The sequence below is a fragment of the Microlunatus sp. Gsoil 973 genome (assembly GCF_009707365.1).
Lineage (GTDB): Bacteria > Actinomycetota > Actinomycetes > Propionibacteriales > Propionibacteriaceae > Microlunatus.
This window is the reverse complement of sequence record NZ_CP046122.1, coordinates 407,885-429,617: the sequence shown is the minus strand read 5'-3', so window position 1 is coordinate 429,617 and position 21,733 is coordinate 407,885. Positions and strand designations below refer to the sequence as shown.

The 21,733-nt window shown below is 67.4% G+C and carries 24 protein-coding genes; 5 read left to right on the top strand and 19 right to left on the bottom strand.

All coding sequences use genetic code 11. The features are described 5' to 3' along the window. Positions 1-27: 27 nt before the first annotated feature. Genes GJV80_RS01965 through leuA form a run of 4 tightly spaced genes read right to left on the bottom strand, consistent with a single transcriptional unit; the run spans position 28 to position 4,083 of the window. On the bottom strand, positions 28-552 hold the full coding sequence (locus tag GJV80_RS01965; RefSeq protein ID WP_154686475.1) for a sugar MFS transporter: 525 nt from the start codon (positions 550-552) through the stop codon (positions 28-30). Further along, entirely contained in the window at positions 552-1,217 is a 666-nt protein-coding gene (locus GJV80_RS01960; protein WP_154686474.1) for a hypothetical protein, read from the bottom strand. Before GJV80_RS01960 ends, GJV80_RS01965 begins: the two co-directional genes overlap by 1 nt. Continuing rightward, positions 1,214-2,404: a Gfo/Idh/MocA family protein gene (locus GJV80_RS01955; RefSeq protein ID WP_195909119.1), complete on the bottom strand. Its 1,191-nt coding sequence runs from the start codon at positions 2,402-2,404 to the stop codon at positions 1,214-1,216. The genes GJV80_RS01960 and GJV80_RS01955 overlap by 4 nt, the downstream gene beginning before the upstream one ends. Then, positions 2,401-4,083 carry a 2-isopropylmalate synthase gene (leuA, locus tag GJV80_RS01950; protein ID WP_230208480.1) on the bottom strand — a complete coding sequence of 561 codons (1,683 nt, stop codon included), beginning with the start codon at positions 4,081-4,083 and terminating at the stop codon, positions 2,401-2,403. Before leuA ends, GJV80_RS01955 begins: the two co-directional genes overlap by 4 nt. 254 nt (positions 4,084-4,337) lie before the next feature. Here leuA and GJV80_RS01945 point away from each other — a divergent pair, with 254 nt between their 5' ends. The 3 genes from GJV80_RS01945 to GJV80_RS01940 all read left to right on the top strand — a co-directional run bounded on the left by GJV80_RS01945 (position 4,338) and on the right by GJV80_RS01940 (position 7,091). After that, positions 4,338-5,522, top strand: coding sequence for an alpha-amylase family glycosyl hydrolase (locus tag GJV80_RS01945; RefSeq protein ID WP_370518809.1), 1,185 nt, complete (start codon positions 4,338-4,340; stop codon positions 5,520-5,522). Between the two features lie 202 nt (positions 5,523-5,724). Beyond that, the gene (locus GJV80_RS24860) at positions 5,725-6,021 is read left to right on the top strand and encodes a hypothetical protein (RefSeq protein WP_370518808.1); all 297 of its coding nucleotides are present in this window, start codon (positions 5,725-5,727) and stop codon (positions 6,019-6,021) included. 62 nt (positions 6,022-6,083) lie between these two features. Next, complete coding sequence (locus tag GJV80_RS01940) at positions 6,084-7,091, top strand: GNAT family N-acetyltransferase (protein ID WP_154686471.1); 1,008 nt, start codon at positions 6,084-6,086, stop codon at positions 7,089-7,091. Between the two features lie 28 nt (positions 7,092-7,119). Here the strand turns inward: GJV80_RS01940 and GJV80_RS01935 are convergent, their stop codons facing one another. The 8 genes from GJV80_RS01935 to GJV80_RS01900 form a co-directional block, all read right to left on the bottom strand. Further along, positions 7,120-7,458 (bottom strand): NIPSNAP family protein, encoded by a 339-nt coding sequence (locus tag GJV80_RS01935; RefSeq protein WP_195909118.1) that lies wholly within the window; start codon positions 7,456-7,458, stop codon positions 7,120-7,122. 119 nt (positions 7,459-7,577) lie between these two features. After that, entirely contained in the window at positions 7,578-8,510 is a 933-nt protein-coding gene (gene era, locus GJV80_RS01930) for a GTPase Era (protein WP_154686469.1), read from the bottom strand. Beyond that, positions 8,507-8,860 carry a cytidine deaminase gene (locus GJV80_RS01925; protein WP_154686468.1) on the bottom strand — a complete coding sequence of 118 codons (354 nt, stop codon included), beginning with the start codon at positions 8,858-8,860 and terminating at the stop codon, positions 8,507-8,509. The genes era and GJV80_RS01925 overlap by 4 nt, the downstream gene beginning before the upstream one ends. Positions 8,861-8,863: 3 nt before the next feature. After that, on the bottom strand, positions 8,864-10,204 hold the full coding sequence (locus GJV80_RS01920; RefSeq protein WP_154686467.1) for a hemolysin family protein: 1,341 nt from the start codon (positions 10,202-10,204) through the stop codon (positions 8,864-8,866). Between the two features lie 2 nt (positions 10,205-10,206). Continuing rightward, positions 10,207-10,701 (bottom strand): rRNA maturation RNase YbeY, encoded by a 495-nt coding sequence (gene ybeY / locus GJV80_RS01915; RefSeq protein ID WP_154686466.1) that lies wholly within the window; start codon positions 10,699-10,701, stop codon positions 10,207-10,209. Then, a complete protein-coding gene (locus GJV80_RS01910) occupies positions 10,698-11,741 on the bottom strand; it encodes a PhoH family protein (protein ID WP_154689954.1) in 1,044 nt (347 codons plus the stop codon). The genes ybeY and GJV80_RS01910 overlap by 4 nt, the downstream gene beginning before the upstream one ends. 216 nt (positions 11,742-11,957) lie before the next feature. Then, the gene (locus tag GJV80_RS01905) at positions 11,958-12,467 is read right to left on the bottom strand and encodes a pyridoxamine 5'-phosphate oxidase family protein (protein WP_154686465.1); all 510 of its coding nucleotides are present in this window, start codon (positions 12,465-12,467) and stop codon (positions 11,958-11,960) included. Further along, on the bottom strand, positions 12,464-13,021 hold the full coding sequence (locus tag GJV80_RS01900) for a dihydrofolate reductase family protein (RefSeq protein ID WP_154686464.1): 558 nt from the start codon (positions 13,019-13,021) through the stop codon (positions 12,464-12,466). The genes GJV80_RS01905 and GJV80_RS01900 overlap by 4 nt, the downstream gene beginning before the upstream one ends. A 90-nt stretch (positions 13,022-13,111) precedes the next feature. Between GJV80_RS01900 and GJV80_RS01895 the strand changes: the two genes are divergently transcribed. Continuing rightward, a complete protein-coding gene (locus GJV80_RS01895) occupies positions 13,112-13,573 on the top strand; it encodes a helix-turn-helix domain-containing protein (RefSeq protein ID WP_154686463.1) in 462 nt (153 codons plus the stop codon). A gap of 27 nt (positions 13,574-13,600) precedes the next feature. Here the strand turns inward: GJV80_RS01895 and GJV80_RS01890 are convergent, their stop codons facing one another. The 5 genes from GJV80_RS01890 to GJV80_RS01870 all read right to left on the bottom strand — a co-directional run bounded on the left by GJV80_RS01890 (position 13,601) and on the right by GJV80_RS01870 (position 18,538). After that, positions 13,601-14,077 carry a DUF5709 domain-containing protein gene (locus GJV80_RS01890; RefSeq protein ID WP_154686462.1) on the bottom strand — a complete coding sequence of 159 codons (477 nt, stop codon included), beginning with the start codon at positions 14,075-14,077 and terminating at the stop codon, positions 13,601-13,603. A 72-nt stretch (positions 14,078-14,149) separates the two neighbouring features. Then, a complete protein-coding gene (locus GJV80_RS01885; protein WP_154686461.1) occupies positions 14,150-14,668 on the bottom strand; it encodes a nitroreductase/quinone reductase family protein in 519 nt (172 codons plus the stop codon). 43 nt (positions 14,669-14,711) lie between these two features. After that, complete coding sequence (tgt, locus tag GJV80_RS01880; protein ID WP_154689953.1) at positions 14,712-16,001, bottom strand: tRNA guanosine(34) transglycosylase Tgt; 1,290 nt, start codon at positions 15,999-16,001, stop codon at positions 14,712-14,714. Positions 16,002-16,084: 83 nt separating this feature from the next. Continuing rightward, positions 16,085-17,740 (bottom strand): FAD-dependent monooxygenase, encoded by a 1,656-nt coding sequence (locus GJV80_RS01875; RefSeq protein ID WP_230208031.1) that lies wholly within the window; start codon positions 17,738-17,740, stop codon positions 16,085-16,087. A gap of 63 nt (positions 17,741-17,803) precedes the next feature. Continuing rightward, a complete protein-coding gene (locus tag GJV80_RS01870) occupies positions 17,804-18,538 on the bottom strand; it encodes a 16S rRNA (uracil(1498)-N(3))-methyltransferase (protein ID WP_154686460.1) in 735 nt (244 codons plus the stop codon). A 77-nt stretch (positions 18,539-18,615) separates the two neighbouring features. On the opposite strand from GJV80_RS01870, the gene GJV80_RS01865 reads away from it, so the two are divergent. Further along, entirely contained in the window at positions 18,616-19,275 is a 660-nt protein-coding gene (locus tag GJV80_RS01865) for a GNAT family N-acetyltransferase (RefSeq protein WP_230208030.1), read from the top strand. A 90-nt stretch (positions 19,276-19,365) separates the two neighbouring features. Here the strand turns inward: GJV80_RS01865 and dnaJ are convergent, their stop codons facing one another. Further along, a complete protein-coding gene (dnaJ, locus tag GJV80_RS01860; protein ID WP_154686459.1) occupies positions 19,366-20,550 on the bottom strand; it encodes a molecular chaperone DnaJ in 1,185 nt (394 codons plus the stop codon). A gap of 77 nt (positions 20,551-20,627) precedes the next feature. Further along, a complete protein-coding gene (hrcA, locus tag GJV80_RS01855; protein WP_154686458.1) occupies positions 20,628-21,677 on the bottom strand; it encodes a heat-inducible transcriptional repressor HrcA in 1,050 nt (349 codons plus the stop codon). Positions 21,678-21,733 lie beyond the last annotated feature (56 nt).

The window sequence follows — 21,733 nt, the reverse complement described above, 5'->3', positions numbered from 1 at the left end:
GCCGACTCCCGCAAGGGTGGGCGCGTGTCAAGCGGGGCGGCGGAGCGAGCCGGCGCAGAAGAAGCCGACCAGCAGCAGAGCGATGATCACGAAGAGGGCGTTCAGCAGGCCGACGTGTTCGGAGAGGGCGCCGACGACCGGCGGACCGCCGAGATTGGCGATGTAGCCGATCGAGGCGACCACGCTCACCCGGGCCGCCGGATCGGGACCGCTGTCGGCGGCCGCGGACATGCCGAGCGGGAAGCCCATCGAGACACCGATCGCCCAGAGCACGACGCCGACCAGGACCACCGGTGCCGGGCCACCCAGGATGAACCCCAACAGCCCGATGACGCCAAGCGCAGTGGTGACCCGGATGGTCATCACCCGGCCGATCCGATCCACCAGCGGCCCGCCGCCGACCCGGGCCACGGTCTCGCCGATCGCGAAGACCGTGAAGTACGCCGCGGCAACCGCGTCGGACCGGCCGTGGCCATCCCGTACGCCGAGGGTGAGCCAGTTGTTGGCCGAGCCCTCGCCGAGTTCGACGCCGAGCATCACCAGTCCGATCATCAACAGTCGCAGATCGGTCCAGCCGCGCAGCCAGTCGCGGATCCGGTCCCTGACCGGCGGCTTCCGCCCCTGCTGGGGGCGGCCACCGGAATGAAGCCGGTGGCGATCGTCGTCGCAATGGTCACCAAGAACGCCTCGCCGACGAACTGCCAAGCGAACGGGATCGAGAGCGCCGCGGCTGCCGCACCGATGGCCGAGCCGATGATCACTCCCGCCGACCAGGCAGCGTGCATCAGCGGCATCAGCGTCCGGCCCGCCGCCCGCTCGACAGCCGAGCCCTCGACATTGATCATGACATCGGCCGAGCCGATGCCGAACCCGACGGCAACGAAGCCGGCGGCGGTCAGTACCACGCTGTGGGCGACTCCTGCGCCCAGCCCGATGCCGGCGATGCCGACCGCACTCAGCCACAGGGTGGTACGGATAGCCAGCCGCGCACCCAGCCGGCCGAGGAGCGCCGAGGAGGACAGCAGTCCGCCGATCGACCCGATGGTCACCCCACCGAGGATCATGCCGAGGAAGGAGTTGTCGACATCGAGATCGGCTCGCAGGCTCGGCAACCGCGGGCCCCAGGTGGACATCACGATGCCGCCCAGGGCGAACGCGATGATGATCGCGTTCCGCCAGCGGACGACGGCCCGGCGGTCGCGGACCTCGGCCGTCACCGGTGAGGGAACCAGGTGCTGCGGGCGACCGGGTCGGCCCACGGCGCGCCGACCGCGGAGAAACCCTCACCGGACTCGGCCGCCAAGCGGGACCAGCGTTCGATGTCCTTGATCACCGGGTGCGACTGCGCGCCGGTGCCCTGAACGTCGACATCGTCGGTCAACGGCAGCGGATCTCCGGCCTGGATCGCCTCGAGCACCGCCATGTACGGCGCATGACCGGTCAGCGGCGAGATCAGCGGGGCGCCGTCGGCGCAGTGATCGAGAAGATTCTCGGTGAGGTCGTCCCGGTCGAACTCGAGCCGTTCGGTCTCGCCGCCGCGGTCGACCGTCAGCACGTCGATGGTGTACTGCAGATCGAGCCGGCCCTCGCTGCCGATCACCGAGACGGTCGGCGGCTGGTCGTTGCCCGGGCCGCACAGAGTGAGGGCGACACTGATCGGTAGCGCACCGTCGGAGTCCACCCGGATCCAGGTGGTGTCATCGGATTCGTTGTCCAGGTTGGCCTTGTACAGCTCGGTGCGGACGTCCTTCACCTGATCGAGGGCCCGGACATCGGCGATCCGCAACGCCTGGGCGATCGAATGGGCCAACGCGTTGGTGGCAACGCCGTCCGACACCTGGTGCCCGTCGAGTCTCCGGCGCCCGCTCCACGGCGACCGGTTGAAATAGGCCAGATCACGCGACCAGACGCCAAGACCGGTGATCAGCCGCGGCTCACCGATGGCACCGTCGGCGACAAGGTCGGCGATCCGCTGCAGGGCATGCGATCCGAGCGCCTGGAAACCGATCTGGCAGCTGAGACCGGTCTCCGCTGCGACAGCGACCAGCCGGTCGTACTCGGCCATCGACGCGACCGGCGGCTTCTCCAGATAGACGTGGGCACCCGCCCGGAAGGCCTCCTCGGCCAACACGGCATGGGTGTGGATCGGCGTCGCGATGATCACCACCTCCGGCTGCTCGGCCGCCAACAGGTCGGTCAGTGACCCGAAGTGCCCGACGCCGGCTTCAAGATCATCCGGCGGACCGGCCGGATCGGCGACACCGACCAGCCGGGTGCTTCCCTGCTCTGCCAGCCGGGCCAGGTTCGCCCGGTGCACCCGACCGAAGCCGGATCCGCCGGCCAACCCGACCCGTACCGGCCGCCGCCCCGACCGATCGTTGTGGTGGTGATCATCGTTGGTCACGCGCGGTTCACAGCTCCTGCCACGGCCTTCAGGGAGGCGGTCACGATATTGGCGTGGCGGCCGACGCCCCAGACCACCTGGGAGTCCTCACCGTCGCCGATCTCACACTCGACGTACGCGGCGGCCAGCGCATCGCCGCCCTGGCTGAGAGCGTGTTCGTGGTAGTCGAGCACCCGGACACGATAACCAAGGCCGGCGATCGCGTCGACGAAGGCCGAGAGCGGACCGTTGCCCTCACCGGAGATCGTCACCTGCCTGCCGTGATCACGGACCACCGCCTCGAGATGATCTTGTCCGTTGTCGCCGGAGGTGTTGGAGAAGCTGACCAGATCCAGCGGTTCGGTGTTGGTCAGATAGTGCCGGGTGAACGCCTCACCGATCTGGGACGGCGACAGTTCGCCACCCTCCTCGTCGGTCTGGTTCTGGATCACCCGGGAGAATTCGATCTGCAGCCGCCGCGGCAGGTCGAGTTGGTGCTCGCTCTTCATGATGTAGGCGACGCCACCCTTGCCGGACTGGGAATTCACCCGGATGACGGCCTCGTAGGTGCGGCCGACATCGAATGGGTCGATCGGCAGGTACGGAGCCTCCCATGCGATCTCGTGGATCCCGACACCCTGCTCCTTGGCGCGCTTCTCCAGGTCCTCCAGACCCTTCTTGATCGCATCCTGGTGGGACCCGGAGAAGGCCGTGTAGACAAGATCACCGGCGTAGGGATGTCGGGGATGCACCGGCAGGTTGGTGCAGTACTCGACCGTCCGGCGGATCTCGTCGATGTCGGAGAAGTCGATCTTGGGGTCGATGCCCTGGCTGAAGAGATTCATGCCCAGGGTGACCAGATCCACGTTGCCAGTACGTTCGCCATGGCCGAACAGGCAGCCCTCGACCCGGTCGGCGCCGGCCATCATCGCCAACTCCGTCGCGGCGACCGCAGTGCCCCGGTCGTTGTGCGGGTGCAGGCTGATCGTGGTCACCTCGCGCCGGGTCAACTGCCGGCAGAACCACTCGATCTGGTCGGCGTACACGTTCGGCGTCGCGGACTCGACGGTCGCCGGCAGGTTGAGAATGATCTCCCGTCCGTCGTCGGGCTGCCAGACGTCGCTGACCGCCTCGCACACCTGCGCCGAGAACGGCAGTTCGGTGTTGGTGAAGATCTCCGGGCTGTACTCGTAGCCGATCTCGGTCTTGGACAGGTTGATCTCGGAATACTTCCGCACCATCTGGGTGCCGCGGACGGCGATGTCCTTGATCTCGTCCTTGCTGGCCCGGAAGACCACCCGGCGAAACAGCGGCGCCAGGGCGTTGTAGAGGTGGATGTTGGCGTGGTGCACGCCGATCAACGACTCGGTCGTGCGCTCGATAAGGTCCTCACGGGCCTGGGTCAGCACCGAGATCGTGACGTCCTCGGGCACCTTGTCCTGCTCGATCAACTGCCGAACGAAGGCGAAATCGGTCTCGCTCGCCGACGGGAAACCGACCTCGATCTCCTTGTAGCCCATCCGGACCAGGAGTTCGAACATCCGCATCTTGCGGGTCGGCGTCATCGGGTCGATCAGGGCCTGGTTCCCGTCCCGGAGATCGGTGGACAACCAGCGCGGCGCCTTGGTGATCGTGGTGTTCGGCCAGGTGCGATCCGGCAGGTCGACCGGCGTGAAGGCGCGGTAGCGGCCGTACGGCATCGGGCTGGGTTGCTGGGTGGTGACCGACGGGCCCGTCCGCCGGGAGGCGCTGCCCGGGGTGTTGTCGGAGATATTCATGGGTTCCTCGCTGGGGTCTGCTGAAGGTGCGGTGGCACGTCGAACTCCGCAGCGAGGATGCCAGCCTTAGCGGGCCTCGCTGCGGCAGCGAAGGAGGAGCAGCCGAAAAGCCACGAGAAGCACTTTAGCAGCCGTCGTTGCGTGGATCTGCCGCACCCGCGATTAGCATGCCGCGCATGGTTGAGAAGAGCAGTGCCGCGGCAGACTGGTGGCGCCAGGCCGTGGTGTACCAGATCTACCCGCGAAGCTTCGCCGACGGCAACGGAGACGGCATCGGTGACCTGCAGGGCATCATCTCCCGGATCGACTACCTGGCCGCCCTCGGCGTCGACGCCGTGTGGCTGAGCCCGTTCTACCCGTCGGCGCTGGCCGACGGCGGTTACGACGTCGACGACTACCGGGACATCGATCCGCGGATCGGCACGCTGGCCGAATTCGACCGGTTGGCCACGCTGCTGCACGAGGTCGGGATCAAGTTGATCATCGACATCGTGCCCAACCACAGCTCCGACCGCCATCGCTGGTTCGCCGAGGCACTTCAGGCGGGGCCCGGCTCCCCCGCCCGGGACCGCTACATCTTCCGCGACGGGACCGGAGAGAACGGGGAGCTGCCGCCGTCGGACTGGCAGTCGGTGTTCGGTGGGCCGGCCTGGGCACGCGTTGCAGACGGCCAGTGGTACCTGCACCTGTTCGCTCCCGAACAGCCCGACTTCAACTGGGACCATCCCGATGTCAGGACGGAATTCCTGCATACCTTGGAATTCTGGGGCGATCGCGGCGTCGACGGCTTCCGGATCGACGTCGCCCATGCCCTGACCAAGGATCTGCCCGACGAACTCCCGGACCATGCGACGTTGCTGGAGGGCACCTTCGCCGACGGTGAGCATCCGATCTGGGACCGCGACGAGGTGCACGAGATCTATGCCGAGTGGCGCAAGGTGTTCAACCGCTACACCCCGCCGCTGACCGCCGTCGCCGAGGCGTGGGTGCCGGCCCATCGTCGGGTGCGTTACGCGAGTCCGGAAGGGCTCGGCCAGGCGTTCAACTTCGACCTGCTGCGGGCCACCTTCGATGTCGAGGAGTTCCGCAAGATCATCACCGAGAATCTCGACCTGGCGGCTCGGTCCGGCGCGTCGAGCACCTGGGTGTTCTCCAACCACGATGTCGTCCGGCACGCCACGCGCTACGGCCTGCCTCCGCTCGAACCGGCCGGCGAATTCGGTCCGTCGGCCGGCCAGGACTGGCTCAAGGCCGGGCGGCCCACCCGAACAGGAGGACCGGGTCACCGGGCTGGCCAAGGCCCGGGCAGCGACCCTGCTGGCCCTGGCCCTGCCGGGGAGTGCGTACCTCTACCAGGGTGAGGAACTCGGCCTGCCCGAGGTCGCCTCCATCCCGGCCGACCGTCGCCAGGATCCGGCCTTCTTCCGCACCGAGGGTCGCGAGATCGGTCGGGACGGCTGTCGCGTACCGCTGCCCTGGACGGCCGAGGGCACCTCGTACGGTTTCGGCGCCGGCCCAGCGCATCTGCCGCAGCCGGACTGGTTCGGCGGCTACGCGGTCTCGGTGCAGGCCGGTGACCCCGGATCGACCCTGGAGCTCTATCGGTCGGCGCTGCGACAAAGACACCGGCTGCAGGCCGACGAGCTGCTGGAATGGGTGGATGTCGGGCAACCGGAGGTCTTGGCGTTCCGGCGGCCGAACGGCTGGTTGTCGGTCACCAACTTCGGCGCAACGCCGGTGCCGCTGCCCGACGGCGAGCTGCTGCTCAGCAGCGCCGGCGGACCCGGCAACAGCAGTGAATCCGGGCCGGAACACCCGAGCCGTCTCGCGGGGTATGCCACCGCCTGGCTGCAGCAGTGATCCGGGCTCCCGGCCACCGAAATCCGGTGGACCGGGGGGCCGTCGCAAGGCAGGCTTTCGCCATGCCTTATCAGCAGGTGAGCCCGGACGACGTGACGGCCGTCGCCCTTGTCGCCGACATGTTCAACGCCGTCAATGCGGTCGACGACCCGGAGGAGCCGCCGGCCCTTCCGGAGCTTGTCGCCGGGAACATGAAGTACGGCTGGGACCTGGAACCGGGCGAACGCTACCTGTACTACCCCGACGGCTGGTCGGAACCGGTGGGGTCGATCCGGCTGAACGCGCCCCAGCGCGACAATCTGCACATGGTCAGCGTCGGGATGATGGTCCACCCGGATCACCGCCGGCAGGGGCACGGGACGGCGATGGCCGCCGAGTTGCTCCGGAGGGCCCGGGAGATGGGCCGGTTCACCGTCTGGGCGGGGTGTGCCCACGACGACGAGGTCGCCGCGACGTTCCTGAGGAGCCAGGGATTCACCTACGCCAGCCACGACGCCCGCCGTTTCCAGTACCCGGCAGAGCTTGATCATGATCAGCTCGACAAGCTGTACGCGGAGGCGCAGGTCAAGGCGGCCGACTACGAGCTGGTCCGGACCATGGTGCCGACCGACGACGCCGTGCTGGAACAGTTGGTCGCGGTGACGGCGGCGATCAACGACGCACCGATGGGCGACCTGGACTTCGAGGACGAGAAGTTCGATCTGCAGCGGCTCCGCGATTTCGAGACCGCGGCGCAGGGCAAGGGAGAGAAGCTCTATCGCGTCTTCGCCCGGCACAAGCAGACCGGTGAGATCGGCGGGCACACGGTGATGATGGTGCAGCCGCTCCAGCCGACCTACGGCTGGCAGTACGACACCGCGGTCCATCGTGATCACCGCGGGCATCGCCTCGGCACGCTGGTCAAGCTGGAGATGATGCGCTGGCTGGCCGAGACCGAACCGCAGATCGAACGGATCGAGACCTGGAACAACGCCGACAACAGCTACATGATCAACGCCAACGAGGCCATCGGCTACCGGCTGTCCCGGGTCTTCGACACCTATCAGCAGGTGCTCGACAAGGACGAATGATCCCCGGGGATCTGTGCCAGGAGGCGAGCTAGCGGACCGGTGAGTAGTCGGTGGGGTCGAGGAACTGCGACTCGATGCGCTCCATCAGCGGACCGTCGACCTCCGACTCGTCCTTGGCCTTGATCCAGTCGGGGTCGGTCCGGAAGTTCTGCCAGGCCTGATCCGCGGTTGCCCGATCGGGAAATGCCAACAGGTAGATCAGCGTACGCTCCGCGTCCGGACCCTCTGTGGGGGTGAAGAAGCCGACCACCTCCATGCCGTGCCGTTCGAACAACCCGAGGGTGTGCTCGCGGAACCGCCGATGCAGTGCCGCGAGCTTCCCCGGGTTGGTGACATAGGTGCGCAACTCGAAGATCCGCTCGCTCATGGCCGTCATCCTCGCAGACCCCGGGAGGCCCCGTTCGGCGGGCTGATGCGCCGCAGGCGGCGACCTTCGCCGCGTCCCGCGTTGCCGGACGATCGCCTCGGCCGAAATCCGGTGCGATCTCAGAAACCGAGGCGGTTCAGGTGTTTGGCGTCACGCTGCCAGTCCTTGAGCACCTTGACCTTGAGGTCGAGGTAGACCGGCGTACCCAGGATGGCCTGGATCTGCTTCCGGGCGGACTGGCCGACCTGCTTGAGCCGGCTCCCCTTGTGGCCGATCACGATGCCCTTCTGGGACTCGCGCTCGACGATCATCGACGCGAACACGTCCAGCAACGGCTTGTCCTCGGGACGGTCGGCACGCAGCCGCATCTCGTCGATCTCGACCGCAATGGAATGCGGGAGCTCGTCCCGTACGCCCTCCAGCGCCGCTTCCCGGATGAGCTCTGCGACCAGCTGTTCCTCCGGCTCGTCGGAGATCTCGCCGTCGGGATACAGCTGCGGGCCGGACGGCAACAGGCCGACCAGCAGGTCGGTCAGCAGCTGCAGTTGATCACCGCCGACCGCCGAAACCGGTACGATCTCGGCCCATTCGATGGACAGCTCGGACTCGAGCGCCTGGATTCGGGCCACATGCTCGGCCATCCGGTCGGGAGCGGCCAGGTCGGATTTGGTGGCCACCGCCACCAGCTTGGGCCGCTGGGGAAGTCTGGCGATCTCGCTGACCAGGAAGGTGTCACCGGGACCGATCTTCTGGTTGGCCGGAAGGCAGACGCCGATCACGTCGACCTCGGACCAGGTGGCCCGGACAAGATCGTTGAGACGTTCGCCGAGCAGGGTCCGCGGCTTGTGCAGACCCGGGGTGTCGATCAGCACCAGTTGGGCGTCGTCGCGGTTGACGATGCCGCGCACCGCATGCCGAGTGGTCTGCGGCTTGCTCGAGGCGATGACGATCTTGCTGCCGACCAGGGCATTGGTCAGCGTCGACTTGCCCGCGTTGGGTCGGCCGACGAAGCAGGCGAAACCGGACCGGAAGGCCGGCGGGGATTCGCTCATGTCAGGGCGACCCTGTCGGTCACCGTACCTTGGGTGTCGGTGACCCAGACGACGACGCCGGACCCCCGAAGGTCGGAGACGACGGCAAGATCATCGGCGGTCGGTGCAGCGCCGGACACCGCGACCGCCTCGAGCCCCGGCGCACCCGAGGACACCGCCATCGCAACGGCCACCTGGACCGCGGAGAGCTTCAGATGATCAAGATCGACGGTGGCCGCGGCGTAGGTCCTGCCATCGGTGTCCCGGACGCTGGCACCCTGGACCGACTGGGTCCTGGCCATCGCCGACCGGGCCAGCGTGATGATCTTGAGATCCTCGGGATCGGTCGGTGCGATCAGCTCAGCGGTCATGGATCAGGAGGCCTTTGCGGGGTCGGCGTCGGACGGTGCGATGATCATCGTACGGTCCTCGTCGGCTTCGGTCGATTCGTCGTCGATGCGACCGACGACGACGGTTCCGACCTTGTTCCGCCGTCCGGTGGAGCGCTCGGCGACCAGTTCCAGTCCGTCGTACTTGACCACCGCACCGGCGATCGGGACCTTGTTGAGCACCTTGGCCATCAGGCCACCGACGGTGTCGACATCCTCGTCCTCCAGTTGCAGACCGAAGAGCTCGCCCAGCTCGTCGATCGGTAGCCGCGACGACACCCGGAAGCGCTCGTCGCCGAGTTTGGTGATGTCGGTGTTCTCCTGGTCGTACTCGTCGGTGATCTCGCCGACGATCTCCTCGAGGATGTCCTCGATCGTCGCCATTCCCGCTGTGCCACCGAACTCGTCGACGACGATCACCAGGTGGCTGTGTTTGAGCTGCATCTCACGGAGCAACTCGTCGATCGGCTTGGAGTCGGGGCACCATTCCGGCTTCCGCATCAGCTGGCTGACCTTCTCGGTGCTCTCCGACTGGGGGAAGTCGTACACCCGCTTGATCACGTCTTTGAGATACAGCACGCCGACCACGTCGTCGAGCCCGTCGCCGATCACCGGGATCCGGCTGAAACCCGACCGTAGACACAACGACATGGCCTGACGGAGCGTCTTGGTGGCCTCGATGTAGACCATGTCGGGGCGTGGCACCATGACCTCTTTGACAACCGTGTCACCGAGCTCGAAGACCGAGTGGATCATCTCCCGCTCGCCCTTCTCGATCAGTTGACTGGCTTCGGCCAGGTCGACCATCTCGCGCAGTTCTGCCTCGGTCGAGAACGGGCCCTCGCGGAATCCCTTGCCCGGTGTCAGCGCGTTCCCGATCAGGATCAGCAACTTGGGGATCGGCCCGAGGACGGAGGTGATCAGGGCGAGCGGACCGGCAACGGCAACCGCGATGCGATCGGCATGCTGGCGGCCGATGGTTCGCGGTGCGACACCCCACCAGACGTAACTGATCACGATCATGATGCCCGCCGACAGCAGGATCCGGGACCAGTCGTGGCTGAACTCGTCGAAGATCACCAGGGCGACCAGCACGATCGAGCAGATCTCCACGACCGTCCGCACCAGCAGCGCGGTGTTCAGGTAGCGCGGCGGGTCGTCCATGATCTGCTGCACCCGCGCCGCACCCGGCCTGCCCTCCTCGACCAGCCGTTCGGCCCGGGATCGGGAGAAGGACTGCAGTGCGGATTCGGCTGCGGCCAGCAGGCCGCCGATGATCACCAGGATCAGGGCGATGACGAGCTGGAGCCAGTCCTGTTCGGTCATGATCAACTCGCCGGAGCCGTACCGGACGGGCCGTGGATGCGCACGCCCCGTTCGGTGTCCCACAACTGCAGCAACCTGTCCTTGAGGCCGAACATCTCGGCCTTCTCCGCCGGTTCGGCGTGATCGAGACCGAGCAGGTGCAGCAATCCGTGGACCAGCAGGTATTCGGCCTCGGCGTCGGGTGTCCGGCCGTGTTCGGCGGCCTGCCTGCTGGTCACGGCCGGGCAGAGCACGATGTCGCCGAGCAGGCCGACCGGCGGCTCGTCGTCGTCCTCGGGGATGCGCAGCTCGTCCATCGGAAAGCTGAGCACGTCGGTCGGCCCGGGTTCACCCATGTACTTCTCGTGGTAGGCCGACATGGTGTCCTCGTCGACCAGCAGGATGGACAACTCTGCCTGCGGATGGATCCGCAACTGTGACAGGGTGAACTCGGCCAGTCGGACGAGGCCGGTACTGTCGGCCTCCAAACCGGACTCGTTGTTGATCTCAACGGTCATCGTCGGTGTCCCATCGTCGGGCGCTGGTCACGGTCACCCGTCCTGTCACCACGCCTGCCCGGTTGCCGGTCGGACTGCCGGTCGGATTGCCGGTCGGATTGCCGGTCGAACGGCTTGTCGGCCTGTTTGTCGGTCTGCTCGAACCTGTCGTAGGCGGCGACGATCCGACCGACCAGCTTGTTACGCACCACATCGTGGTTGGTCAGGTTACAGAAGGCGATGTCCTCGACCTGGTCCAGGATGCCCTGCACCACGCGCAGACCGCTGCGCGTCCCGCCGGGCAGGTCGACCTGGGTGATGTCACCGGTGACCACCATCTTGGAGTTGAACCCCAACCGGGTCAGGAACATCTTCATCTGTTCCATCGAGGTGTTCTGTGCCTCGTCGAGGATGATGAACGAGTCATTGAGAGTGCGCCCACGCATGAAGGCCAGCGGGGCGACCTCGATCGTCCCCGAGGTCAGCAACTGCGGAATGGAATCCGGGTCGATCATGTCGTGCAGGGCGTCGTACAACGGCCGCAGGTACGGATCGATCTTGTCGTTCAGGGTGCCCGGCAGGAAGCCGAGGTGCTCCCCCGCCTCAACGGCCGGTCTGGTCAGGATGATCCGGTTGACATCCTTGTTCTGCAGCGCCTGGACCGCCTTGGCCACGGCGAGATAGGTCTTGCCGGTACCGGCCGGACCGATACCGAAGATCACCGTGTGCTTGTCTATGGCGTCGACGTACCGCTTCTGGTTCAGCGTCTTGGGCCGAATCGTCTTGCCTCGGCTGGACAGGATGTTGTGGGTCAGGATGTCCGAGGGCCGGGCACCCTCGCGGTCGGCGATCATGCCGACCAGCCGTTCCACGCCGTCGCTGGTCATCCCCTGCCCGGTGCGAACGATGGTGACGATCTCGCCGAGCACCTCCGCGCCCATGTCGGTCGCCGCCGCTGTGCCGCCCAGAGTGATCTCGTTGCCGCGGACATGGATGTCGGCGTCCAGGTCCCGCTCGAGGATCCGCAGGAAGGCGTCCCCCGGCCCGAGCACGCTGACCATGTTGATCGAGGTCGGGATAGTCACCTTGCGGGAGACCGGACCCGGATCGGGCGATGCTGTGCTGGTCGATGCTGTTACGGACTGGCCATCGTCGGCGCGCTTGGCTTCGGGTGCCGTTGCCGCGGCCGACCGGGATGTGCTACTCAGGACTTCCTCGCAGATTAGGTTGACGGGAACACGACGAGTCTAGTGATCCGCGGCCCATCCACCCAAGGATTAGCCGGTCTGTGATCTGCCCGCAGCCTGCTGCCGCCGGGCGAGGTCCTCGACGGCCTTCGGCGCGGTCGTCTCGAAATCCAGCAACCGGGCCCAATGCGGCTCGACGCTGATCAGCACCATCTCCTCGTACAGGGCGCGTACGCCCGCCTCCCAGGCCGGGAAGTCCGCCGGCGGAATCAGCTTGCGGCACGCCTCGACATACGCGTCGGGGACTCCGCTGACCTGCTGGAGGTCTGCCCGGCCGCGGATCAGCAGCGCCCGGGGCGGCCATTGGTCCTGCGTGTCGACGGTGATGGCGACCTCGGGGTTCGCCCGCAGCGCACCGACCTTCGCCGAGGCGGGTACGGTGCCCATCACGAAGTGCTCGCCGGTCAAGAGGAAACCGAGCGGGATCACGCGGGGGAGACCGTCGAGACCTGTGTAGGCCAGGCGCGCCGGGATCGACGACGCCAGCAGCTCCTGGGCGATCGGCAGCGCCAGCGTCGCGGCCACGTCCTGCCGGTTCATCGGAGCACCTCGTAACGCAGATGGGTCACCCCGTCGGCTGGAACCGCCTCGACGAAACCCAGCCGGACCTGATCCGACAGTGGACCGAAATAGCGGCGGCCGCCGCCGAGCAGCACCGGGACCTGGTGCAGGATCACCTCGTCGAGCAGCCCGGCCTCGAGTGCGGCCGACAGCGTCACCCCGCCCTGGATCCCGACGTCCTTGCCGCGGGCCAGCGACCGCGCCTGCTCGACCGCGTCGCCGATGTCTCCGGCGAAGCTCTGCCGGTCCGAGTCGGCGTACTCCGCAGGCGGCGGTCGGTGGCTGACCACGACCATCGGCGCGGTCGGATGAGGGCCGTTGCCGCCGAACCCCTCGCAATCGTCGTAGGTGGTGCGACCGGTGACAACGGCGCCGACCCGATCCACGAGGTGCTGGTAGTAGCCGGCGTTGTCGGCTCTGCCGTACCAGTCGAACAACGTGCCGCCGTCGCCGAGGCCGCGGCCCGGTCCCGGATCGCGACCGGTGATGTAACCGTCGACCGAAACGGCCAACGCAGTGAAGACCTTTGCCATCGGACTGTCCTTTCGGAGTTCCTTGAGGAGACTCTGCAGACAGTAGCAGCTGAAGTTTCTTCAGGGAACCCCGAAGCCTAGACTGCTGTCATGCAGCGCACACAGTTCGGGGACATGACGTGCTCGATCGCCCGCACGCTCGACGTGATCGGCGAAGCCTGGTCGCCGTTGATCCTGCGCGACGTGTGGGTCGGGATGGCCCGCTTCGACCAGATTCAGGCCGACCTGGGCATCTCTCGCAAGGTGCTGACCGAACGGCTCAACCACCTGGTCGCTCATGGCGTCCTGGAGCGCCGGCCCTATGATGCCCGGCCGCGCTATGAGTACCACCTGACGCCGAAGGGTGCTGAACTCGTCGACGTGCTGATCGTGATGGCCGGGTGGGGTGATCGTTGGCTCGCGGGCGAGGCCGGGCCTCCGGTGTTGCATCGGCACCGCGCCTGCGGGGAGATCGGTCACGCCCAGCTTCGGTGTGAACATTGCGGCGAGCCGATGCGCGCGGTCGACATCGAGCCGCTGCCGGGCCCGGGCCTGCAGTCGCCGGCCGCCTGATCGCGGCCCTGCTCGGCGTCGGCTGCCTCAGCCGCGTTCGTCGGCCGGGTCGTCACCCTCGTCCGGCGAGTCGACGACGTGCACCGCGGCCTCTTCCGCGCTGGCGGCGGCGCCGTCGATACCGACGTCCTCGCCGATGAGTTCTGACTCCTCGTCGGTGCCGATCCCCTCGTTCGGGTCGACCAGTCGGCCCGCCCGTTCCCGCCCGACCTCGCCGTCGTCGACGAAATCGGAGAACTCGTCAGCCTCGGCGGGTTGGTCGGCACCAGGCTGGTCGTCGCCGGTGTCGGGTACTTCCTCGGCCAGGCGTTCGTCGAGCGTCTCGTGTTCTCCGCGGCGCTCCAGCACCGACCAGTTCTCCGGTGTGGTCAGACCCTCGTCGAGCGCATCGTCGACGCCGCGGTCCTCCAGACCGTAATCGGGCTGGAACGGGTCCTGGTCCAACTGCTCGGATTCGTCGGGGACCTCGTCGTACTCGCTCGGGTCCAGCTCTCGATCGGTCATATCTCCCACCTCGTCATCATGTTGCACCTGCTCCATCGAACCTGTCAGGTCGGAACTGTCAGGTCGGAACTGTCAGGTTCTCCGACGCAGCCGGATCTCGATCACTTTGCGTCCAGCGGCAATTACCCGGTCGAGCTCGGCATCGCTCACCTGGCCGCCGACGATCCGTACGTCACCGGGATAGGCCAGGATCGGCACCGAGTCGAGGATCTGCCGCAGCCGGTGAGCTGCTTGGGCCGGGTCGGCGACCGGATCGGCCGTTCCCTCGTACGCGCGCAGCCGGATCAGCAGCCGCACCGGCGCGCCGTTGCGCAGGTTCCTCCACCAGGGGGACCCGGTCGTGATCCACACCCGATCGTCCTCGCGGTAGTAGGCGATCGGCGTGTGGTAGACCTTTCCGGTCTTCCGGCCGGTGAACTCAAGCGACGCCCAGCGACTGCTCAACAACGGGTGCAGCGGTGTGTGCAGCACGACCATGAAGAACGCCTTCACAGCCATCGGAACGAACCTGTTCATCAGACGACTCGCCCTTCCCGGCAGATATCGGTAGCCGGCACTCTTGGCAGTCAGATCGGGAGCCGTACGGCCCATGTCACTCCTTCCCACGACCGTGGGATGCCCATACCCGGTGATGCTAACCACCCCGAGCGCCGTAGTAGCGGCCGAGGAAGTCCGCCTTCAGCTCGCCGAAGTAGTCGCCGGCGATGGCGTCCCGGATGTCGTCGACCAGTCGGACGATGAAGCGCTCGTTGTGGATGGTCGCCAGGGTGTTGGCATTGATCTCCCTGGCCTTGAACAGGTGGTGCAGGTAGGCGCGGGTGTAGTGGGTGCAGGTGTAGCAGTCGCAGCCCTCGTCGACCGGCCGGAAATCGCGGCGGTTGGCCGCCGTGTTGACGTTGAAGCGTCCGTGCCGGCTGTAGAGCGCGGCGTTCCGCGCGACCCTGGCCGGTGACACGCAGTCGAAGGTGTCGGCACCGTTCTCGATGGCGGCGAAGAAGTCGTCGGGTTCGGAGATGCCGAGCAGATGGCGCGGACGGCCCTCAGGCAGTTCGTCGCAGACCCAGCCGACGATGGTGCCGAGGTTCTCCTTCTCCAGCGCACCGCCGATGCCGTAGCCGTCGAAGCCGCGGCCGGGGTCCTCGGTGGCCCGGAGCGCGACCAGTTCGCGGACCGCACGGCGCCGGAGGTCCTCGTAGTGGGCACCCTGGACGACGCCGAACAGCGCCTGGTAGGGACGATGGGTCCGGTCCTCGGTGAGCCGGAGGTGCTCGTCGAGACAGCGTTGCGCCCAAGCGGTGGTGCGGGCCAGCGAGAGTTCCTGGTAGGGCCGCGGATCGGACAACGTCGTCAACTCGTCGAAACAGAAGATGATGTCGGCACCCAGCTGGTGCTGGATCTGCATGGAGATCTCCGGGGTGAACCGCCGCCGGCTGCCGTCGATGTGGGAGGTGAAGGTGACCCCGTCGTCGTCGATCTCGACCAGTCGCCCGGATTTGCCGGAAGAGGAATAGATCTCCCGCGGCCGGGCGCCACCACCGGCAGCATCGCTGCCCTGGGGGCGGCTGTCGGCCAGCGACATCGAGATCACCTTCTTGTGACCGCTGCCCAGGCTCATCACCTGGAAACCGCCGCTGTCGGTGACCGTAGGTCCCGGCCAGTTCATGAAGCGGGACAACCCGCCGGCCGCGTCGACGATGTCAGCGCCGGGTTGGAGGAAGAGGTGATAGGCGTTGGCCAGCAGTGCCTGCGCGCCCAACTCGGCCATCGTCTCGGGCAGCACGCCCTTGATCGTCGCCTTGGTGCCGACCGGAGTGAACGCCGGTGTCGCGATGTCACCGTGCGGGGTGTGGATGACTCCGGTACGGCCCCGCCCGCCGGCCAGCTGCGCCCCCACCTCGAACCCGAACGCCGAGGGGTCAGATATTCCCTCATCTGCCCCGCGTGTCGTGCCGCGCGTGGTGGCCCCACCGGGTTCGGCGGCCCCGGCAAGTGCTGGGTCGATTGCGTTCACCGCACGAGTGTGCCAGAGGCGAGGCCGTGGAAGCGCAACGCGGCCTGCAGAACCGCCGGGTCGTCGAGCGGGGCCGTTGCGGCCACGAAACCGTCCGGACGGATCAGGTAGAGGCGCGACGGGTCGAGCCCGGCAGCCGGATCCACGGGCAGCCGGTGCGGGCCGGTCACCCAGTCCGGCAGTCCGAGCGCGGCACGGTCGTCGGCGGGTGCCGTACCGCCGGCATAGCAGTGCAGCTGCCAGCTGAAGTCCCGCAGCAGCGTGTGATTGGAACCGGACGGCGGCAGCCTGCGCCCGACGATGCGGTCGTCAGCGGCATGGCGACTGTGTTTGTGATTGTGATCGTGTTTGTGATTGCGATTGTGGTTCTGGTCGTCTCCGGGATGGTCCTGGTGGCCGTCGCCCGGATCGGCGGCGTCCGACATCGGGTAGCGGATCCTGGTCTGGCCGAGATAACCGCCGAGCCGGTGCCCCACCGGGAGCCGTGGCACGACCGTCGCGACGAGCGGCACGAACCGGGTCGCGATCTGCCGGCGGACGACCGCGCGGCCGCGCCGCCGACTGGCCACCACGCCGAACGCGCGGTCGGTCAGCGCGACCAGATGCCGGGCAACCGGTTGCCGTTCGGCCTGGTAGCGGTCCAGGCGGGCGTCGCCATCGGGATCCTCCGGAGCGGTTCGTCCGGCGATCACATCGACGATGGCCAGGGCGAGATTGTGAGCGTCCTGCAGGCCGGTGTTCATCCCCTGCCCGCCGACCGGCGAGTGAACATGGGCGGCGTCACCGGCAAGGAAGACGCGGCCCTTGCGGAAGCGCTCGGCCGTCCGGTGGTGCACCCGGTAGTGCGCGAACCAGTCCACCTCGCGGTAGCTGAAGCCGTACCGTTCGGCGATCGGCGGAAGCACCGTCGGCGCCGTCGGGTCGCCGTCGGCCCCGCTCTGCACCACGCCGAGCAGCCGTTGGTGACCGTCCGGGCCGAGCGGGAAGGTCAACAACAGGTCCTGGCTGCCGAACCGTAGGTTGATCACCCCGTCGGGCAGTCCGCTGACGCCGCGCGCGTCGGCGACCCAGAACCGGCCGGGGTCGGTGACGCCCTCGTACGGAATGTCCAGCAGCCGCCGGACGATCGACCCGGCGCCGTCGGCACCGATGCACCAGCGGGCCTCGATCTGGGTGAGCTCGCCCGATCCGTCGGTCAGCGCGTGCACGCTGTCGCCTGAGGTGACAAGATCCACCAGCCGTTCGCCCCACCGCACCGTGCGGCCCTGGTCGGCCAGCGGCTCGGTCAGCGCGTCGGCGAGCAACTGCTCGTTGCGGCTCTGCTCGAAGACGTGCAGCCCTGGATACTCGCTGACCTGGTCCTGCAGGACGGTCAACTCGATCCGTCGGGTGGCGCGGTCCTGCCAGCCGAACTGCAGGGCGGGCGCGGTGTACGAGCCGGCCAGCACCTGATCGACCAGACCGAGTTGGGCGTACAGCTCCATCGACCTGGCCTGCACGCCCAGCGCCCGGGACTCCCGGGTCGGTCCCGGTTTCGGGTCGACGATCTCGACCTGCACACCGTTGCGGGCCAGCACCAGGGCCGCCATCAGGCCGGTCGGTCCGGCACCGACAACCAGCACATCCGTGGTCCGTGTCGCCACAGTCCTCATGATCGTGACTCTACGCCCGGGCGGGATCGTCCCTAGCTGTCGCGATGATCGGGACGCGGCGCGTCACCTTGCACGCAAGAGGATTCCGGCCATCGCGACCGCTGCCGCGGTCGAGGTACGCAGGACGCCGTCGCTGATCGACACCGGTCTGCCCCCGAAAGCCGTCAGGGCGTCGAGTTCATCGGGCGCGATCCCACCCTCCGGTCCGACGATGATCATGATCTTTCCGGATTCCGGCAGCGGCACCGTCGGCAGGCCATCGGTCGCCTCCTCATGCAGGATCAGTGTCAGGTCATGATCGCTGATCTTGGTTGCCAGCTGCTTGGTCGACACGACCTGCTGGACCGGAGGCACCCGCAACCGCCGGGACTGTTTGGTGGCTTCCCGGACGGTCGTCTGCCACTTGGTCCGGGACCGGTCCGCGCGGTCGGCGGTCCAGCGGACGATCGATCGGGCCGACTGCCAAGGGATGATCTCGACGGCTCCGAGTTCGGTGATCATCTCCAGGGCGATGTCCGACCGGTCGCCCTTGGCCAACGCCTGCGCGACGGTGATCTTGATCTCCGGCTCCCGGGCGGTCATCAGCTGCTCGACCCGTACGGTGATGCCTGCTTTGTCCGCGCTGATCACCGGTCCGCGGATCCCGTGTCCGGCCCCGTCGGCGATCACCACCTGTTCCCCGCTGCGGATCCGTCGTACGGTCGCGGCGTGCCGCCCCTCCGGCCCGTCCAGGACCACCGCCGCACCCGGGACGGGAAGCGGGTCAGGAAGGTCACCGAGGAACACCGGATCAGTCACCCGACCATTCTCCCCGACCGGATGTGCGAGATCACCGTGCCCGATCGCCTCCGGCGTCGTCGGTGCCCGGTGCTGGAATGGGACGCGCAACGGTGCACGACGTGGAGGCAGTGATGGTTGACCTGACGCCGGCCCACGGGCCGGCCGAGAAGCTGATCGAGGTGTATCCGGCGACGGCCGATCGCTGGCCTGACGTCGAGGTGGTGCTGGCACCGAAGGATCCGGATGCGCCGGCCTGTTGGTGTCTGCCGTCCCGGATACCCAATGCAGAGAACCGTGTGCTCTTCGGCCGTGCCCGCGGCGAACGACTGCGCCGATACGCCGAGGAGGGCGATCCACCCGGAGTGATCGGCTATGTCGGCGGGGAACCAGCGGGCTGGTGTTCGGTGGCACCCCGACGCAGCCATCATCGGCTGACCCATTCCCGAACGATCCCGACGGTCGACGATGTCGATGTCTGGAGTGTCATCTGCTTCGTGGTCCGGGTGGGCTATCGCCGCCAGGGTCTTGCCCATCGGCTGCTCGACGGCGCCATCGACTATGCGCGCTCCCGCGGTGCGCCGGCGTTGGAGGGCTATCCCGTCGACCCGGAAGGAGAACGGCTGAACACCTCCTTCGCCTATGTCGGGACGACCGGGTTGTTCGCCGCGCACGGGTTCCAGACGGTGATGCCGACCACCGCCCACAGTGACCGCAAGCTGCGGTGGCTGATGCGGCTCGATCTCGGGGGCTCCTGACCGGCGCGATACCCGCGGCTGATCAGCGCGACGCCGCCATGATCAACTCCGCAAGCGGCACCAGGTGGGCTGCCGGAGCTGCAGCTGTGGCTACTGGTTGGCGAACGCGTCGCGCAGCCGACTGAACACGCCCCGGCCGTGCTTCTGCACCGACCCCTCCGGACGGGTCTCGTCACGCACCTCGGCGAGCTCGCGGAGCAGCTCGCGCTGCTGTTCGTCCAACCGGGTCGGGGTCTGCACCAGCAGCGTGACGCCCAACTGCCCGCGGCCTCCGGACCGCAGCCGCGGCACGCCGGCGCCGTCGATTGCGATCCGGGTGCCGGACTGCGTTCCCGCGGGAACGTCCAGGGTGACCGTCTTGGACTCCGGATCGGCATCCGGAAGGTCGGCCTCCAGCGTCGGGAGCTCGATCTCGGTGCCCAGCGCCGCCGCCGTCATCGGAAGCTTGATCACCATCTCCAGATTGTCGCCGTCCCGCTTGAACACCTCGTGCGGCGCGACATTCACCTCGACGTAGAGGTCGCCCGCCGGCCCGCCACCCGGACCGACCTCGCCGTGACTGGCCAGATGGATCCGATTGCCGGACGATACGCCCGGCGGCACCTTGACGGTGATCGTCCGGGTCGACCGGACGCGGCCGTCCCCGGAGCACTCGACACACGGATTCGGCAGCACGGTGCCGTAGCCGTTGCAGGTCGGGCAGGCCTGGGTGGTGCGGATGTCCCCGATGAACGACCGCTGGACGTGGGTGACCTCGCCCAGCCCGCGGCAGGTGCCACAGGTCACCGGTTCCGAGCCGTCCTCCGAACCCGAGCCGTTGCAGCGCGGGCAGACCACCGCGGTGTCGACACTGATCGGCTTGGTGACGCCGAAGGCCGCTTCGGCCAGTTCGAGGTTCATCCGGACCAGCGCGTCCTGACCACGCCGGGTGCGGGGCCGCGGACCACGTGAGCTCTGCTGGCCGAACATCGCGTCCACCAGGTTGGTGAAGTCGAAGCCACCGGTGGATCCGCCGAAGTTGCCGAAGCCGCCGAAGCCGCCGCCGTTGAACGCGCCGTTGCCGAAGGGGTCACCGCCGCGGTCGTACATGTCCCGCTTCTGCGGATCCGACAGCACCTCGTAGGCCTGGCTGACCTCCTTGAACTTGGCCGCCGCATCCGGGTCGTCGGAGACGTCCGGATGCATCTCCCGCGCCTTGCGCCGGTACGCCTTCTTGATCTCATCCGGACCGGCGTCGCGGGCCACACCGAGAATCTCGTAGTAGTCAGAGCTCATGAGTGGGTGTTCGTACCTTGTCTATCGATTCAGGCTGTCGATTTCGGGCTGTCGATTCGTTTCGGGCGTTTGGAGCATCAACCGTTGGTCAGGAAACGGCTGACGTAGCGTGCAACGGCCCGTACCGACGTCATCGTCGACGGATAGTCCATGCGGGTCGGACCGACAATACCCAGAGTTGCCCAGGTATCAGCAGGGCTGCCGTATCCGCTGGAGACCACGGACGTCGTCTGGAGTTGCTCATACGGATTCTCCTGGCCGATCCGCACCGTGACCACATCCGGGTCGGAGACCTCGCCGAGCAGCTTCAGCAACACCACCTGCTCCTCCAATGCCTCGAGCACCGGCTTGACGATCTCGAACTCGTCGGAGAAGCGGGTCAGGTTCTGCACCCCGCCGACCACAACGCGGCTGCTGCGGTCGCTGCCGAGCATCTCCAGCAGGGTGGCCGCTGTCAGCCGGCCGGTGTTGCTGGTCGTGAACGTCCGCACGGCCGGCGACGACGCCGCATCGGGTTGATCGGCGTCAGCCAGCAGTTTGCTCAGCGTCCGGACGGCCTCGCTCGTGGTCTGGCCGACGACCGCCTCGTTGAGCACGGTCCGCAGCAGACCGATCTCCTGCTCGTCAACCTCGGTCACTTCGAGCAACCGCTGCTCGACGCGTCCGGTCGAACTGATCAGCACCAGCATCAGGCGGGAGGTGGACAGCGACACGATCTCGACGTGCCGAACGGTCGCATGCGACATCGTCGGATACTGCACGATCGCGACCTGTTGGGTCACCTGGGCCAGCAGCCGTACGGTGCGGTTCAGGATGTCGTCCAGGTCCATCGCCCCGGACAGGAATGTCTGGATCGCCCGCCGCTCCGCCGCGGACAGCGGTTTGACCGAACCCAGCCGGTCGACGAACAGTCGGTAGCCCTTGTCGGTGGGGATCCGGCCGGCACTGGTGTGCGGCTGGGTGATGTAGCCCTCTTCCTCCAGCGCCGCCATGTCATTGCGGACGGTGGCCGGCGAGACACCGAGATCGTGCCGCTCGACCAGGGCCCGGGAGCCGACCGGTTCCTGACTGGACACGTAGTCGGTGACGATCGCCCGAAGGACATCCAGCTTGCGGTCGTCAAGCATGCTGCCCTCCCTTCGCTGCCCCAGCCGTGTCGCCGCCAATCCAGATCGGAATCCGC